Origin of the sequence: Georgenia sp. AZ-5, assembly GCF_043952095.1 — a bacterium.
GTDB lineage: Bacteria > Actinomycetota > Actinomycetes > Actinomycetales > Actinomycetaceae > Georgenia.
Genome location: NZ_JBINOU010000001.1, coordinates 4,236,109 through 4,252,623 on the forward strand (window position 1 = coordinate 4,236,109; position 16,515 = coordinate 4,252,623).

General features: G+C 75.2%; 12 protein-coding genes. 5 read left to right on the forward strand and 7 right to left on the reverse strand.

The genetic code is table 11. From position 1 onward, the window contains the following. Positions 1–2: 2 nt before the first annotated feature. Together glp and ACF0H8_RS19645 are read right to left on the reverse strand one after the other, a co-directional pair. A complete protein-coding gene (gene glp, locus ACF0H8_RS19640) occupies positions 3–1,217 on the reverse strand; it encodes a gephyrin-like molybdotransferase Glp (RefSeq protein ID WP_395290531.1) in 1,215 nt (404 codons plus the stop codon). Next, a complete protein-coding gene (locus ACF0H8_RS19645; protein WP_395290532.1) occupies positions 1,214–2,227 on the reverse strand; it encodes a UTP--glucose-1-phosphate uridylyltransferase in 1,014 nt (337 codons plus the stop codon). Before ACF0H8_RS19645 ends, glp begins: the two co-directional genes overlap by 4 nt. Positions 2,228–2,376: 149 nt before the next feature. Here ACF0H8_RS19645 and ACF0H8_RS19650 point away from each other — a divergent pair, with 149 nt between their 5' ends. Further along, positions 2,377–3,066 (forward strand): 5-formyltetrahydrofolate cyclo-ligase, encoded by a 690-nt coding sequence (locus ACF0H8_RS19650; RefSeq protein WP_395290533.1) that lies wholly within the window; start codon positions 2,377–2,379, stop codon positions 3,064–3,066. 12 nt (positions 3,067–3,078) lie between these two features. Here ACF0H8_RS19650 and ACF0H8_RS19655 read toward each other — a convergent pair whose 3' ends face one another. Further along, positions 3,079–5,718, reverse strand: coding sequence for a penicillin acylase family protein (locus tag ACF0H8_RS19655; RefSeq protein WP_395290534.1), 2,640 nt, complete (start codon positions 5,716–5,718; stop codon positions 3,079–3,081). A 123-nt stretch (positions 5,719–5,841) separates the two neighbouring features. On the opposite strand from ACF0H8_RS19655, the gene ACF0H8_RS19660 reads away from it, so the two are divergent. From ACF0H8_RS19660 to mscL, 3 genes are all read left to right on the forward strand, one after another. Then, positions 5,842–6,138: an FmdB family zinc ribbon protein gene (locus ACF0H8_RS19660; protein ID WP_395290535.1), complete on the forward strand. Its 297-nt coding sequence runs from the start codon at positions 5,842–5,844 to the stop codon at positions 6,136–6,138. 101 nt (positions 6,139–6,239) lie between these two features. Beyond that, positions 6,240–6,908 carry an SAF domain-containing protein gene (locus ACF0H8_RS19665; RefSeq protein WP_395290536.1) on the forward strand — a complete coding sequence of 223 codons (669 nt, stop codon included), beginning with the start codon at positions 6,240–6,242 and terminating at the stop codon, positions 6,906–6,908. A gap of 49 nt (positions 6,909–6,957) precedes the next feature. Continuing rightward, positions 6,958–7,368 (forward strand): large conductance mechanosensitive channel protein MscL, encoded by a 411-nt coding sequence (gene mscL / locus ACF0H8_RS19670; protein ID WP_395290537.1) that lies wholly within the window; start codon positions 6,958–6,960, stop codon positions 7,366–7,368. A gap of 124 nt (positions 7,369–7,492) precedes the next feature. Here the strand turns inward: mscL and ACF0H8_RS19675 are convergent, their stop codons facing one another. Continuing rightward, positions 7,493–7,828: a hypothetical protein gene (locus ACF0H8_RS19675; protein ID WP_395290538.1), complete on the reverse strand. Its 336-nt coding sequence runs from the start codon at positions 7,826–7,828 to the stop codon at positions 7,493–7,495. Further along, on the reverse strand, positions 7,825–12,084 hold the full coding sequence (locus ACF0H8_RS19680) for a hypothetical protein (protein ID WP_395290539.1): 4,260 nt from the start codon (positions 12,082–12,084) through the stop codon (positions 7,825–7,827). Before ACF0H8_RS19680 ends, ACF0H8_RS19675 begins: the two co-directional genes overlap by 4 nt. 902 nt (positions 12,085–12,986) lie before the next feature. Here ACF0H8_RS19680 and aroD point away from each other — a divergent pair. Further along, entirely contained in the window at positions 12,987–13,748 is a 762-nt protein-coding gene (gene aroD, locus ACF0H8_RS19685; RefSeq protein WP_395290540.1) for a type I 3-dehydroquinate dehydratase, read from the forward strand. 303 nt (positions 13,749–14,051) lie between these two features. Here aroD and ACF0H8_RS19690 read toward each other — a convergent pair whose 3' ends face one another. Then, entirely contained in the window at positions 14,052–14,738 is a 687-nt protein-coding gene (locus tag ACF0H8_RS19690) for a hypothetical protein (protein ID WP_395290541.1), read from the reverse strand. Between the two features lie 89 nt (positions 14,739–14,827). Beyond that, positions 14,828–16,006 (reverse strand): heparan-alpha-glucosaminide N-acetyltransferase domain-containing protein, encoded by a 1,179-nt coding sequence (locus ACF0H8_RS19695; RefSeq protein WP_395290542.1) that lies wholly within the window; start codon positions 16,004–16,006, stop codon positions 14,828–14,830. Positions 16,007–16,515 lie beyond the last annotated feature (509 nt).

Below are 16,515 nucleotides of genomic sequence, written 5' to 3' on the forward strand. Positions count from 1 at the left end.
CCTCACTCGTCCAGCAGGAGGCAGTGCAGCCGGTCCCCCGCCGTCACGTGGGTGAGGTCCTCCGGCACGACGGCGAACGCGTTGGCCCGGGCGAGGGCGGAGAGCAGCAGGGCGGCCGGGGCGCCGACCGGCTCGGCGCGGTAGCCGCCGGCGGGCGCGCCCGTGACGTGCACCCGGACGAACTCGCGCCGGCCCGCCGGGGAGTACCACCCCGACGTGACGGTCGCGGCGACCGACGGGCGGTAGAGCTCGGTGTACCCGGCCATCTTGCGCAGCGCCGGGCGCACGAACGTCTCGAACGCCACCTGGACCGCCACGGGGTCGCCGGGCAGGGAGAAGATGGGGGTCCCCTCGCCGACGTGCCCCACGCCGAGCTGGCGGCCGGGCCACATCGCCACGTTGTCGAAGCGCACGGTACCCAGCGGCCCGAGCACCTCCTTGACGGTGTCGTTGGCGCCGTAGCTCAGCCCGCCGGTGGTGATCACCAGGTCGGCGCGCACCAGCTGGTCCTCGAGCGTCTCACGCAGCCGTCGCCGCTCGTCGGGGACCGCCGCCACCCGGAAGGTGGTGGCGCCGGCGTCCTGCACCGCGGTGGCGAGCGCGTGCCCGTTGGCGTCGTAGACCTGGCCGGGCTGCGCGGGCCGGCCCGGCTCGACGAGCTCGTCGCCCACCGAGACGATCACGACCCGGGGTCGCGGGTGCACGCTGGCCCGGCCCCGGCCCACCGCGGCCAGCAGCGCCACCTGCCGCGCGCCGACCCGCTCCCCGGCCGGCAGCACGATCTCGCCGGCACGCAGGTCCTCGGCGCGCCGGCGGACGTTCTCGCCGCTGACCACGGCGGTGCGCACGGCCACCTCGGCCGCACCGAAGTCCGTCTGCTCCGCCGGGACGACGGCGTCGGCCTCCACCGGCACGGGGGCCCCGGAGGCGATCCGCACCGCGGCCCGGGAGACCAGCCGGAGGCGCTCGACCTGCCCGGCCCGCAGCTCGTCCGTCACCCGCAGCGTCACCGGGCGGTCCGGGCGGGCCTCGACGACGTCGCCCGCCCGCACGGCATAGCCGTCGACCGCGGCCAGGTCGGCGACGGGCAGGTCACCGGCGGCCTGGACGTCCTCGGCGAGGACGCAGCCGACCGCGTCGGCCAGCACGACCTCGAGCGGGGGCAGCGGGCCGACGGCCGCCAGGCACGCGCCCAGGTGGTCCTGGACGGTCCTCACCTGGCGCTCGGCGTCCCCGGCACGGGCTCGGCGGCGCGGCCGGCCGCGTCCGGGTCGGAGCCGAGCTCGACCCTGCGCCTGGCCACGTACTCGCCGAGCCAGGCGCCGAAGTCCGGGCCGAGGTCCTCCCGGTCGCAGGCCAGCTGCACGACGGCCTTGAGGTAGTCCAGCTTGTCGCCGGTGTCGTAGCGGCGGCCGCGGAAGACGACGCCGTAGACGCCACCGCCCTCGGCGGGGTCCATGCCCGCGAGGGTCTGCAGGGCGTCCGTCAGCTGGATCTCGCCGCCGCGGCCGGGCGCGGTGTTCTCCAGCACCCCGAACACGGCGGGGTCCAGGACGTAGCGGCCGATGACGGCGAGGTTGGACGGCGCCTCGTCCACCGGGGGCTTCTCGACGAGCTCGGTGACGCGCACGACGTCGCCCTCGCCCAGCGAGCCGATGCCCGTGGCCTCGACACCCTCGACGGCGGCGGCGCCGTAGAGGTTGATCTGTGCGGGGTCGACCTCGAGCAGGGCGACGACCGAGCCGCCGAGCCGCTCGCGGACGGCGATCATGTCGGTGAGCAGCGGGTCGCGCGCGTCGATGAGGTCATCGCCGAGCAGGACGGCGAACGGCTCGCCCGCGACGTGGTCCTTGCCCTGCAGGACCGCGTGGCCGAGGCCCTTGGGCTCGCCCTGCCGCACGAAGTGGATGTGGGCGAGGTTGGTGGAGCGCTTGACGGCCTCGAGCTTCTCGGTGTCGCCCTTGCGCTCGAGCGCCGTCTCGAGCTCGCGGGTGTGGTCGAAGTGGTCCTCGATGGCGCCCTTGCCGCGGCCGGTGACGAGCAGGACGTCGGTGATCCCCGCGCCGGAGACCTCCTCCACCACGTACTCCACGGCCGGCTTGTCGACCACCGGCAGCATCTCCTTGGGCATCGCCTTGGTGGCGGGCAGGAAACGGGTGCCGCGACCCGCGACGGGGATCACTGCCTTACGGACGGGAGCGGACGTGTTCGTGGAGTTCGCAGACATGGCCCGAGGCTATCGGCCTGCGCGGCCGCCGTCGCCCCCGTCCACCGGGTACTTCGCCCCACGCGGAACCGGTTGCGCCCAGGTTCGCGACAGGCGGAACGTGGACGATTCGGTGGCCCGGCGCCCCGGGCGGCTGGGAGACTGTGCGCATGCAGCGTCCGCAACTGTCCTTGCCCCGCACCGACGGCTACGAGGCGGAGGACGCGAAGCAGATGCTCAGGCAGGTCGTCCGCGAGGCCCGCGCCCAGCGCCCGGAGCGCGAGCGGCAGGAGGCCGGGGCGGCCTTCGCGGACCACGCCGTCGAGGCCGTGGACGGCGCGGGCTGCGTGGCCGCGTACGTCTCCCGCAAGGACGAGCCGAGATCGCTGGAGCTGCTGGAGGCCCTGGCGTCGAGCGGGGTCCGGGTGCTGCTGCCCGTGCTGGGTCCCGGGCTGGCGCGCACCTGGGCCGAGTACAAGACGCTGGAGGACCTCCAGGTCCGGGCGCCGGGGCGGCCGCCGGAGCCCTCCGGGCCGGTGATGCCCGCTGAGGCGGTGGCCGAGGCGCAGGTCGTGATCGCCCCGGCGCTCGCCGTCGACGCGGCCGGGACCCGGCTGGGCCAGGGCGGCGGCTGGTACGACCGCGTGCTCCGGCACACGCGGCCCGGCACCCCGGTATTCGCGATGGTCTACGACGACGAGCTCATCGCCGACGTGCTGCTCCCCGTCGCGCCGCACGACGTGCCGGTCACCGCGGTGATCACGCCCGCGCAGTGGTTCCTGCTGGAGGGCTCGACCTTCCGCGCCGAGGCGCTCGCCGCCCGGGCCGGGGCCGGGCCCGACGAGCACGCCGAGCGCTGACGGCGCCCGCCGCTACTCCGGCGGGCGCAGCACGAGCTCGGCGGCCGCCGCCTCCTCCACCACCCCGCGGCTGACCGGCCAGGGATAGGTCTCCCCCTCGGCCCAGGCGCGGAGCTGGTCGGTGTAGTGCACGGACCCCGGGTGCCCCGAGGTGCCGGGCCCGCCCACCCAGGTCGAGGCGTCCCGGTCGCCGAGGTCGGCGACCATCCGCATGGACGGCCCGCTGGTCACCGCGTAGTCGGGCCGGCCCAGGGCGTCGCGCGCGGCGGCGTTCGACGCCATGGAGTTGACCGCGGTGCCGGAGCCGGGCACGGCGATGGGGGCGGGGTTGACCAGCCGGCGCACCAGGGCCGGCGCCATCTCGTCGCCGAGGACGTGACGCAGCCGCAGCTGGTGCACCTGGCCCCACTCCCAGTCCGCCGGGTCCCGGCTGATCGAGTTGGTGAGCTGGTGCCGCGCGGCCACCAGGGCCTGGCGCAGCATCTCGTCGCGCCCCTCGACGACGTCGACGGTGGTCCGGTCGTCCCACCAGGGGTTCTGTGGGTCCTCCATGAGCGTCTGCACCACCCGCAGCCACCGCGACCCCCCGTCCGGGGCCTGCGAGGCCGGCAGGTCGTCGGCGAAGGTGAGCTGGAGCAGGGTGGACCACACCGCGTTGAAGTAGGCGGCGCCCGGGGAGTCCACTGACGTCGGGTAGCCCCGCGCCGCCCAGTCCTGAAGGAGCTCCACGGCCTCGGCGACGAACTCGTCCTCGACGTCGACCTCCAGCAGGTCGGGCACGAGCACCGGCCCGGCGGGGCTGGCGTCGTCCACCATGATCGCGTTGGCGGCGTCCACGTCGAGCTTCTCGCCGTTGGCGAGCCCCTCCTCGAGCAGCGTGCGGACGCGGGACGCGCGGTAGCCGGCGTCCCAGTCCGTCGTCAGGAACGGGCCGGCGCCGTCGGCCGTGACCGCCTGGTTCGCCGCGACGACGAAGCCCTCCGCGGGGTTGAGCGCCGCGGGGAGCGCATCCGGCGGGACGTACCCCTGCCAGTCGTAGCGGGAGTCCCAGCCCGGCCGCGGCCAGGAGCCGTCGGACGGCACGGGAGCGCCGGCGACGGCGGCGCGCACGGGGACGCGTCCCGCCGCCTGGTAGCCGATGTCGCCGTCGGCCGTGGCGAAGACGATGTTCTGCGAGGGGGCGTCGAGGAGGGCGGCCGCGGCGGCGACGTCGTCGGCGGTGGCGGCGCGGTTGAGGGCGAGGACGGCTTCCGCCCACCGGCCGGGCTCTAGCGCGGTCCACCGCAGGGCGACGACGTAGCCGGAGAAGCCGGCGGGTGGCGCTCCCTCGGGCACCGGGACCGTCCCCGCCACCCCCGTGGCGGGGAGCGCCTCGGAGACGATCGGGCCGTGCTCGGTGCTCGCCACGGTGACGACGACGGGCGCGCCGCCGTTGATCTCGATGGTCTCCCGGCGCTGCTCGAGCGGGACGCGCGCGCCGTCCTTGAGGTAGGTGCCGTCCTCGTACACGCGCTCGAGGGTCAGGTCCATGGCGTCGGAGCCCAGGTTCGTCAGCCCCCACGCGAGGTCGGCGTTCTGGCCGATCATGACCCCCGGCATCCCGGAGAAGCTGAAGCCGGCGACGTCGAAGGTGCACTCCTCCGACAGCTCGGTGCAGTGCAGCCCGACCTGGTACCAGGTGCCCGGGCTGGCCAGGCCCAGGTGGGGGTCGTTGGCGAGCAGGGGCGCGCCGCCGGCCGTGTGCTCGCCGCTCACGACGAAGGAGTTGGACCCGATCGCCCCGCCGTCGCCCACCAGCGCCGGCACGGCCGAGACGGCGGCCGCCGTGCGGGTGAGCGCGCCGCGGGCGCCGGCGCCGCCGGCGAGCGCGGGCCCGGCGTCCGCCGCGACCTCCGTCGGCCCGTCCGCCTCCGCCGCCCCCGCGGCGGGGACCGGGGCGGTCACGGGGGACGCGGGGAGGATGGGGGCGTTGAGGGCGGCAGGGTAGTCCGGGTAGAGCTCCTCGACCCGGGTGACGTCGCCGCCGAGGGGGCGCAGCGCGGCGGCCCGGCCGAGCTCGGCGTCGAAGTTGGCGCCGAGGTCCCACGCCATGGTCTTCATCCAGGCCAGCGAGTCGATCGGGCTCCACGGCTCGATCTCCTGCAGGTCGGTGGACAGCCCCAGGACGGTGTACTCCACGCCCAGGCGCGAGCCCTCGCGGCCCTCCAGGTACGCGTTGACACCCTCGGCGTAGGCGTCGTAGAGCGCCCGGGTCTCGTCGCTGAGCAAATCCCACTCCTGCTCGGCGACGCGGCGCCAGCCGAGCGTGCGCACGACCTGGTCGGCCGCCAGCGCCCGCTCGTCCTGGCCCACCAGCTCCGAGAGGCGGCCGGCTGTGACGTGCCGGCGGTAGTCCATCTCGAAGAACCGGTCCTGGGCGTGGACGTAGCCCTGCGCGCGCATGAGGTCTTCGTCCGAGGAGCCGTAGACCTGGGCCACCCCGCGCTCGTCGCGCAGCACGCGCACCTCGGAGCCGAGGATGTCCAGGGTCTGTGTGCCGTCGTGCTCCGGGAGCGGCCGCCGCACGAGCGCCGTGCCGAGGGCCGCGGCGGCCACCAGGGCCAGGACCACGACGGCCACGACGCCGACGACGACCTTACGGACCACAGACATGTGCACGTCGCGAGCCTAACCGGGGTGGGCGGGATCACCGGGCGCGCCGCGTTGCGGGGAGTACGATTGGCACTCGACGTGGTGGAGTGCCAGCCCCGCCCTCGAGTCCATGGAGGTTCCGCAGTGCCTACCTATGCCTACCGGTGCACGGTGTGCGGCAACGAGTTCGACGTCAAGCAGTCCTTCAGCGACGACGCGCTGACGGTGTGCCCCGAGTGCGGCGGCGCGCTGCGGAAGCTGTTCAAGTCCGTGGGCGTGGTGTTCAAGGGCTCCGGGTTCTACCGCACCGACTCGCGGTCGGGCTCCACCTCCTCCTCGCCGGCGGCCTCCCCCGCTCCGGCCTCGTCGCCCGCGAAGGAGTCCGCCGCCGCGTCGACGTCGACCTCCTCGAGCACGACCGCCTCCGCCGCCGCGAGCTGACCGCCCGCCGGGCGTCCACAGCGGGCGCGACCGGCCGCCGCCTCCCCAGGCCGCCCCGCCCGGCCGCCGGCACGCGGCGCGCCCCCGCCTAGCGTCGCGGGGTGCGCACCCGCCAGGCGGTCCCGCCGTCCCGCTCCACCCGCGCCCGGCTCCGGCGAGCCGTGTGGCGCCGTCGCCACCTCCTCGCCGCGCTGTCCCTGGGCCTGGCCGCCGCCACGGCCGTGACGGCGGTCGCCCCGCCGGACCCGCCGGGTCGGCGCGTCCTCGTCCTGGCCACGGACACGCCCGCGGGCACGGCCCTGACCGAGCGGCACCTGGCGGTCAGCGAGCTCCCGCCGGGCGCCGTGCCACCCGGCGCGCTCGCCGACGTCGCGGACGCGGCCGGCTCGGGCCTCGCCGTCGGCCTGCCGGCCGGCACGCCGCTGCTGCCCGGCATGCTCGTCGGGCCCGGGCTCGCCGCGGGCGCGCCCGCGGGGACGGTCGTGGTGGCCGTGCCCGTCGCCGATCCGTCCGCCCGGCTCGTCCGGCCAGGGCGGCGGGTCAGCCTCGTCACGACCAGCGGCGACGTCGCGGGTTCTCCCGGCGGCGCGGAGGTGGTCGCACGGTCGGTCGTGGTGCTAGCCGTGGAGGCGGGCACGGCGGGCGGCGCGATCCTCGACACGAACAGCCAGCCGGTGAGCCATTTGTACGTCGCCGCCTCCGAGCGTGTTGCTACCGTGCTCGTCGGCTCCGGCGCCTGGGCGCCCCTGCGCGCGGTCCTCGAACCGTGACGGGGTCCGCGCGTGCCGGGAGATCACCGCCCAAGCACGAAGGACATCCATGCTCAACGGCTTCCAGGAATTCGTCTCACGCGGCAACGCCGTGGACCTCGCGGTCGGTGTGGTCATCGGCGCCGCGTTCACCCAGATCGTCAACGCGATCGTCGAGGACGTCCTCGATCCCCTCATCGGCGGGCTGTTCGGTGAGCCCAACTTCGACCGCGTGTGGGTGTGGACGATCGACGGGATGGGTGAGCCGGCGGAGGTGCTGCCCCTTTCCATCCTGACCGCGGTGGTGAACTTCCTGCTCGTGGCGGCGGCGCTGTACTTCCTCGTGGTGCTGCCGATGAACCGGCTGGCCGCCCGGCGCAAGGTCGAGGCGCCCGAGCCGGCCGCGCCGTCCGACGACGTCCGGCTGCTCACCGAGATCCGGGACCTCCTCGCCGCGGAGCGCGCGGCCGCAGGCCGCTGACATCGCGAACCGCGAGACGAGCGGAGCGGCTGGCCGAGACGACACTCATGCGCCGAAACGTCCCCTACGGGCCGAAAGCTCACTCATGCACTGAGACGTCGCGGTGACTGACCGCTCACGGGGGTCAGGGCCTCCCCCAGTGCGGCGGCACGTCACGGCGCAGCCGTTCGTCGTCGGCGTCCGTGGGGCGTGCGTCCTCGGGGCGCGGCACGGGCGGCGGCGCGTCCCCCTCGTGGAGCGCCTCGACGGCGTCGATCTCGCCGGCCTCCAGGCGCCGGCGGTCGGCCTCCGAGAGCCGGACGGCCCTGCGGTGACGGCGCCGCCGGCCGGCCCCGCCGGCCTGCTGGGCCCCGCCGGCCTGCTGCGCCCCGCCGGCCTGCTGCGCCCCGCCGGCCTGCTGGGCCCCACCGGCCTGCTGGGCCCCACCGACCCCCGGGCCGGGCCCCGGCCGCTCGCTCACCGCGGCCGCCGCTGCACCACGTGGCCGAGCACGGCGTCGACCTGCGCGCCACGACGGGTCAGTGCCAGCTCCTGGCGGAGGAGCTCCACCAGCTCGTCGTCGTCGCGCTCCACACCGTCGGCGACGAGCCACGCAACCAGGTCGTCGAGCTGGTCGTCCCCGTACGCGGCCAGCGGCAGGCCGGGCACGACCGGCGGCCGCGGCCCGCGCGGGCGGGCAGCCGCGGGGGCGTCGCCGGCCGGCGCGTCGGCGGGCCGCTCCTCGGTCGCGTCGCCGGGCGCCTGCTCCTCCTGCGTGGCCTCGGTCGCGGAGGCCGGCAGGGCCGCCTGCCGCGCGGCCCGCCGTTCCTCGACCACCTGGAGCACCTCGGCCTGGATGGCCTCGGCCTCCGCCTGCGGGTCCATGAACACCGCCGTCGAGAAGGCCATGCGCACGCGCCACCCGCGCGCGGCGAGGCGCTGCACCCAGTGGCGGTCGCGCCGCCGCAGGCTCGGCTCCGCGACGTAGGTGGCGTCGTCGGTGAGCACCGCGACGACCAGCTCGCCGGGCAGCTCCGGATGGCCGATGGCCAGCGGGATGCGGACGCCGTCCTCCAGGCCGTAGCGCGGCACCACCGTCAGCCCGAGGCGCCAGAGCCGCTCGGCGAGGTCGACGAGCAGCTGGTCCGGGCTCTCCTCGGGCGCGCTGGTCGCCCGCGGGCCGGCGAGCGTGCCGGCCTCGGCCTGGTCGATCAGGTCGGCGAGCAGCTGGGCGCCGGGGCGACGCAGCCGGGACCGGTCGAGGTCGCCGGGGCCTATGCAGCTGACGATGACGAGCTGGTGGCGGACCGCGTCCAGCGCGTCGACGAGGCAGGCCAGCCCGTCCGGAGCGTCGAGCGCGCCGAAGCGGTGGAGCACCCGGCCGTGCGGCGTCTTGCCGAAGCCGACGGTGAGGATGACGACGTCCCGGCGCAGCCCGGCAGCGGCGTCCACCTCGACGACGGTGAACGCCTCGGGCCGGTCGGGCCGGAAGAAGTCGGCGACGGCGGGACTGCCCGCCACGGCGGCGCCCACCGCCTCGCGGACCCGGTCGGCGTGCCGGGCGCTCAGGGCCACGACGGCCAGGGAGCTCTCGGGCGCGCTCAGCGCGTGCTCGACGACCACGTCGACGACGCGGTCGACCTCCGCCTGCACGCTCTCGATGGTGTCGGACCCGGGCGCCGGCATGCCGAAGCCATCCACGACCTCCAGGCGCATCCGGGAGGTCGACGGGGGCGCCGGGACGGACTCGATGACGCCCTCGTAGCCGTGCTCGGCGAGGAACGCGGCGATGCCCTCGTCCCGCTCGGCGCGGCCGGTGGGAAGAGTGATCGTGGGCAGCAAGGGCGCCAGCGCCTGGACGACGCTCTCGCCGCCGCGGCGCGAGTCGCCCACCAGCACCACCTGCCGGGCGCGGGCCAGGACGGCGACGGCCTGCTCCACGGGCAGGTGCTGGACGCCGTCGAGGATGAGCAGGTCCACCACCGGGCCCTCCGACACCAGCTGCGGGACCAGCATCGGCGCCACCAGCCACGCCGGCCGGACCGCGCCGACGAGCTGCGGGTACGTCGCCAGGACGGCCCGCAGGTTCGCGCCGCGCTCGGAGGCGAGGGCGTCGAAGAGCCGGGCGGCGTCCTCGCGGTGCGCGCGCACGGTGGTCTCCCGCTGGTGGGCGACGGCGCGGCGCACCGGCCCGGCCAGGCTGGCCACCTGCGCCTCGTCCAGCTCCCGGAAACGCTCCGCGAGGGTGGCCAGCGCGGGGCCGTCGTAACCGGCCAGCGCCGGGTCGGTACGCAGCATCTGCTCCAGCGCCGAGCTCCACCACGCCAGGTCCAGCTCGGCCGGCACGAGCGAGCCCTGCACCCGGCGCTCGGCCAGGTCGTCGACCAGCTCGCCGAGGCCGTCGGCGCGCAGCGCCTGGACCAGGGCCGTACGCTCCGGCAGCAGCCGCAGGGCGGGCGCGTCCAGGCCGAGCTCGCGCATGCGGTCGATGAGGTCCGCGAGCGGGACGGCGAACAGGTCCTCCTTGCCGGCGCCCGCGCCGACCACGACCTGGAGGGCCTCGACGTCGGCGCGCACCTCCCGCTCGGTGCCCCGGATCTCGGCCAGCCCGTCGGGCAGCCGGGGCCAGCCGCCGCCGGGGTTGTAGCGCCGCCAGATCTCCCGCTGCTCCTGCACCCGGACCAGCTCGGCGTGCAGGTCGGCCACCGGCCGCCCCGGGCGCAGCATGTCCCTGGCCTGCTTGCGCAGGCGGCGGCGCACCGACCCCTTCATGGCCAGGCCGTGCTCGCGGCGCCAGGCCCGGGTGGCGGTGGCCACGACCATGTCCGCCGCGGAGCGCTCGAAAACCTGCGGGAGGAAGACGTCGAGGGCCTCCGCGACGCCGTCGAGCATCTCCAGCTGCTCCCGCCAGCCCGCCAGGGTGGTCGCCGGTTCCAGCCCGGTCTGCTCGGCCACGCGGTGCACCTGGGCGGTGAGCCGGGGCAGGCTCAGCTCGCCCAGCCGCTGGGTGCGCTCCAGGGCCGTGGACGCCGCGGCGGGATCGGTGAGTGCCGCGCCGTACCAGGGCGTGTCCTTGGGGCGGAGCGTGAACGCGCCCAGGCCGGCGGCACGGGCCAGCCGCTCCCGCGCGCGCTCCAGCCCGCCGCCGGAGAGGCGGGCGAGGGCGTCGGCGCCCAGGCGCACCCGGGTGCGCGGCCCGGGGCGTGCCGAGGTCAGCGCTGCAAGCGCCTGCAGGGCGTCGTAGGCGGAGACGCCCCACGGGTCGTGGACGGCGTGCAACCCGGCCACGTAGCCCCCGAGCTGGCCGCGCACGTCGGTCAGCTGCGCCCGCAGCGCGCGCACGGCCTCGTCGTCGACCTCGACCGGCGCCGGGGTCAGCCCGGCGCGCAGCTGCTCGGCGGCGCTGGTCCGCCAGGCCGCGTCGGTGGACAGGTCCAGGACGACGTCGCCCAGGCCGAGCTCCTCGATCCGGCCGAGGAGGGCCCGCCCGGTGCGCCGGGTCCCCGGCACGTAGAGCACTCGCCGCCCGGACGCCGCGGCGTCGGCGATGACGGCGGCGACGGTGCCCGGCACGTCTGCGCCGGGCGGCGCGTCGAGGAAGACGTGGGCGCCGGAGGCGACGACGTCGACGGCGTGCTGCTGGTCGACGTCCAGGTCGCCGGCGCCCCGCTCGGCCTCGGGCGGCCGGTCGGTGGCGACCCGCTCGGGCAGGGTCACGTCGAGCGCCCCGCGCGCCCGGACGTCACCGGCCAGGGCGGCGACGACGTCGGAGGCGGCGAGGTGGGGCCGCATCGCGTCAAGGTCGTCCACGAGGACCTGGCCGGGGTGGACGAACGGTCCGACGACGATCCGTTCGGTCAGCTCGAACCCGGGCAGGTTCTCCATGCCCAGCGTCGCCAGGGCGCGCAGCGAGGCGCGCGGGGAGAAGCCGTGGTCGACGTAGCTGGCCCGCACCACGGCCGCGAGGTCGACCTGCACCCCGGCCGTGCGCAGCGCCCGGACGAGGACCGGGTTGACCTCGAGCGCGGACTCCAGCAGCAGGTCGAAGTCGGCCTCCGGGCCCGGGTGGGCGGTCAGGCGCACCGGGCGCAGCAGCACCGGGGCGTGGACCGTCCGTACCGCGGGGGCGGGTGCCGACGCGCCGCCCTGCCGGGCAGCCGGCTGCTGGTCGGCGGGCGCGCCGGGCTCGGCGAGGATGGCGCCGGGGTCGTCGGACACCTCGAGGGCGACGTCGCCGTGGCCCTCGGCGGCGGTCACCTCGGGGAGCACCGTCCAGGTGGCGACGCCGACGGCGAGGTAGGTGGGCGCGATCCCGTAGCGCTGGGCGAGCTCGTCGGCGCGGGCGCGTACGGTGCGGGCGCTGCGGCGGGCGGCGAGCTGGGCGCTGCCCTCGCGCACCAGGTTGCTCAGGCGCGTGGTGCGCCCGGCGTACAGCTGGGCGATCCCCGAGGGGTGCGCCGCGGTCAGGTCGATGACGGCGTCGCCGAGCAGCGTCATGTCCGCCAGCGTGGAGACCCCGCCGAGCCGCACGAGGGACTCCCGCCAGCCGGTGGCGGCGCGCGCGACGGCGGACGCCCGCTCGGGCGACACCCCGGGTTCGGACCGCCCGGGCTCGCCGGCGGTCTCCCCGCCGCGGCCCCGCGCGCCCCGGTCGCCCCCGCGTCCGGGGTCCTGTGCGGCCGGAGCGGTACGACGCCGGGCCGCCCCACCCCGGGAGAAGAGCGCAGGGATAGTCATTCCACCAAGGTAGGCAGGGAAGCGGCCGGCGGCCGGTTGCCGCGCCGTCGCGTGTCACCACCGCGACGACGGTCTGGGCCGGGCACGGCGCCGCGCTGCACGCCCGGGAAGTAGGACGGAGCGCGACGCGCAGGGGGGCAGGCGTCGCGCTCCGTTCTCCGTAATCATGGCGGCCGGCTCTCGCGCGCGCAAGCACGTCAGCGAACTTCGGACGGCCCCGGTCCAGCTCCTTGCCACGAAACGCCCACCCCGGCGTCAGGCGGGACCGGCGGAGCGTTGGAAATCGGCCACTCTTGGGCCAGATCCGCAGCCCCATCCCGGGACCTGTGTGTGACCCACGTCACGTCCGTCCAAGATGCGCGCCGAGCCGCCCCGTGCCGGATGCGCGCTGGGCCGCCCCGTGCCACCGTCGCGGCCCCGCCGGCCCGCTGAGCTGCTGCGCACGCGCCCTCCGTGACGAGCCGCATCCCGTCGGCCTCAGATCCTCGGTGCTACGCCGTGGCGCGTGGGCCCAGGGCGTCCCGCCCCGCAGAGCGTCACCTTCAGCACCGACGACGTCTTCGCAACGGCCCGGGCCTGCGCGAGCGCGGCGCCCCGCGGCAGCGAATACCCCGAACTACTACGCCGACCTCGCCGCCCGGTTGGACGTCGACGACGACCTGCTCTCCGGTCTCCGGCGCCACGACGTCATGTATGACCGCGACGGCGACGGCGGGGAGTGCCTCCACTGTCCACGGCGCGATCCTGTTGCAGGTCTGATTCGGGTGGCCCAGCGTCGGGGCGGCTACCGCGGCTAGGGTTCCGCTGACGCCCCCGTCCGTATGGCCGCGCACGCCGCTACGCGAACGCAGGCCTGACCGCCCGAACGCCCGCAGGCACGTCCGCCACCACCGAGGAGCACCATGCCCGCCGTCACCGTCAAGGACGTCGTCATCGGCGAGGGGACGCCGAAGATCATCGTCCCTCTCACGGGCGCCGACGTACCCACGCTGCTGGAGCAGGCCGCCGCCCTGGATGGGCACCCGGTCGACGTCGTCGAGTGGCGCGTCGACCACCTGGCGACGGCGGACGACCCCGCCACGGTCGCCGAGATCGCCCGAGACATCGCCCGCGCCGCGGGCGGCCTGCCGCTGCTCGTGACGTTCCGGACGGCGGCCGAGGGGGGCGCGCGGGCGATCGACGACGCCGCCTACGGCGAGCTGTGCCACGCCGTCGTCCGTTCGGGAGCGGCCGACCTCGTCGACGTCGAGCTGTTCCGGGACGAGGAGGTCGTGCGCGCCGTCGTCGCCGCGGCCCGCGACGACGGCGTCGCCGTCGTCATGTCCAACCACGACTTCGAGACGACGCCGCCGAAGCCCGAGATTCTCGCCCGACTCCGGCGCATGCGCGAGCTCGGGGCGGACATCCCCAAGATCGCCGTCATGCCGCGCGACCCTGGGGACGTGCTCGTCCTCCTCGAGGCGACGTGGGCGATGCACCGTGAGCTCCCCGGCGTCCCGCTCATCACGATGTCCATGGCCGGCGCGGGCGTCGTCTCACGCCTGGCCGGCGAGATCTTCGGCTCCGCCGCGACGTTCGGGACGGTCGGTCAGGCGTCCGCACCGGGCCAGGTCGACGCCGACGAGCTGCGCCGCACGCTGGACCTCATCCACCGCGCGCGCTGAGCGGCAGTCCGGGTGCTGAACGTGGCCACCGCTCTCGTGGCCAGGGCCCGAAGCGGTAGCCGACGCCGGGCTCGGTGAGGAGGTGGCGGGGTGGTCAGGTGCACGGCGGCGCCGGTGCGCTCGACGCGCCCCGCAGCCAGGTCGATGACCGGGTCTCCGGAGCGTATCCATGCCAATGCCCCGGGCGGCGGCAGGCAGCGGCGCCATGGGCCGGAGTCGCCCCGGAACGGATCGGCGGTGAGCACAGCAAACGAATCCCGGTTGGGTGGGCGTCAACCAGGTGCGGCGTGCTCCTCGGGCTACTCACGCCTCGGGGACGTCGACCGTGTAGCTGCCGTCGTATTGCGTGATGAGCCACCTGGGTCCCGACGAGGTCGTGCTTGGGGTGAGCCAGAACTTCATCGTCTTGGTGACGTCCAGTGCGTAGCGTTCTTCCGCCCCTGCGGCGACATCGACCAGTTCCAATGTCGCGATGTGCTTCCAGGTGATCACCAGTTGTACCCCGGGGCCTGTCGCGGTGCGCTCGATGTCGATCCGGGAGTCCATGATCTGCTGGTTGGACGGCGGGGAGTGGTCCGGTGGGAGTGCCGACGTGGGATCGTCCAGGTGGTAGAACTGCAGGACGCGCAGCGATTCTTGTGCGGCGGTGTCGCCGGCCAGCGCCGAGACGACGAGGGCCGACCAGGCGTCGGCCATGTCCTTGGTGAGGTAGTTCTGCACGCCGGCGGCGAGCTCCTCGTGGGTGTACGTGTCCTTCTGGGGATCGAGGAACTCCTCCGGGAAGGCACGCTCCAGCGCGAAGGCTGTCAGCTCCTCGTGGGCCTCCTCTACACGCTCCTGTCCGAACGCGGTCACCGCCGCGGAGGAGATGGCTGGTTCTTCGATGTAGTCCTGGGGGGCCACCTGCGACGGGCTGGTCACCACGCCGCAGGCTCCGAGGGCGAGCACGCAGGCGGACAGTGGGACGGCGGCGCGGAAACGGAACGACATGTGGGCCTCCGGGATGCCTGCCACCGGGTCGATGAGCACGGGACGGGCGGGCGGCGCTCGCCACAGCGACTGAGACGGGGCGCTGACCGTCACGCCCGGTGCGGGAGCACGTCGGGCTGTGGGGGCGTGACGGCCCGCCGGGCGGCTCGGGCGACCTTGGTGACCAATGCCTCGAGTGGCCCGCGTCCCACCGCCCGGTGCCAGACGAACGCGAAGAGGAGCGCTGCGACGACCTGGACGAGGTAGCCGGTGGTGGCGTCGAAGACGTCCAGCGGGGAGTTCATGAACATCACGTGGGCGGTGTAGAGCGTCAGCGTCATCCCGCCCGCCGCGCCCAGCACCTTCAGTGCCGCCATGAGGGCGGGGCTGCGGCGGGCCGCGAGATCGGCGAGGAGGAGGAAAGCGCCGAGCAGGCCTACCGCGACGCCTGTGGTGTGAAGCAGGTCCAGCGGGGTGGTGGTGTGCGGGGCGTCGGTGGCCAGCCACCACCACGTGGTGGTCGGCGTGGTGCCGCCCGCGCCCCAGATGAGCGTGTCGGTGACCTCGGTGGACGTCATGCCGGACTCCGGGGCGGTCGCGTACAGCTGGTCCTGCCCGCCCAGTGGCCCCATCGCCCACCAGGACACCGCCGAGGCCGTCCCCGCCGCCGCCACGCCAGCGCCCACGAGCCCGGCCGCCACCCGTGGGGAGGACAGGCGGAGGCGCCCGATGAACAGGCCGGCGCAGATGTAGGCCATCCAGGGCAGCGCCGGATAGACCCCGGTCAGCGTCAGCTCGGCGAGCAGCTCACCGGGGCGGTACAGGAGGTAACCGAAGGACGGGTTTCCTCCGGACGCCTCCGGCAGCCCAGGGCGCAGGAGGTGGCTGAGGACGGGCATCCCCACTCCGATGACCGCACCGGTGACCGCCAAGGCCCAGCTGGGGAGGAAGGTCAGCGGTATGGCGAGCAGGAACAGCACCGCGTAGTAGACCAGGATGACCGAGGTGATGTCCGCGTCCGCGTAGCCGAGCGCGAACCCGATGAGCCCGATGAGCATCGCCCGCGCCGCGAGAGAGGCCGCCACGCCCTTGCGGTCAGGCGCCTGCACCTTGCGCCGGCCGGTCATGAGCGAGATGCCGACGCCTGCCAGGACGGCGAACGTCGCCGCGGATCGCCCGGCCGCAAGGGCATAGGTCCAGGTCACGTTGTCCTCGGCGTCGAACGCCCACAGGGCGTGCACCGCCATCATCCCCAGCAGCGCGACGCCGCGGGTGGCGTCGACTCCCACCAGGCGCTGCCTCGTCCGCGGGACAGCGGTACTCGGAACGGTCTCCCGTGCGGCCATGCGGTACACACTGACCCGATACCCGCCCGGCGCACAATCCCTTCCGAGGGGGAAACCGTGCCCCCGCCGATCGGCGGGGGCCCAGCCGGGATGCCTCGCTTCCGTAGGGTCAAGCCGGCGAGACCCCGTGCCAACAAGCGCGGGTCTCGCCACTGACCACGGCGAGTGTCCGGACGCCCCCCGAGCAGCCGGACTTCCTGGGAAGCCTTCGGCGCGGACCCGGGATGATGCTCGTGCCGCGGGCAGATCCGAACTGCCGACACCCGCTTCATCCTTGCGCTCATGACCAGATGACCTTCTGCCCCCCTCTCGCCGGCAGAGAACGAACTGCCGAACAGCCACCGGACCTGAAGCACCGCGAACGCGGGTGTTCACGGGCACCCGGGAAATTGGCCTTATTGTCAACTCAAGTCGACGGCCTTGACGGGTCCAATGAGCGCAGACCCATCGGA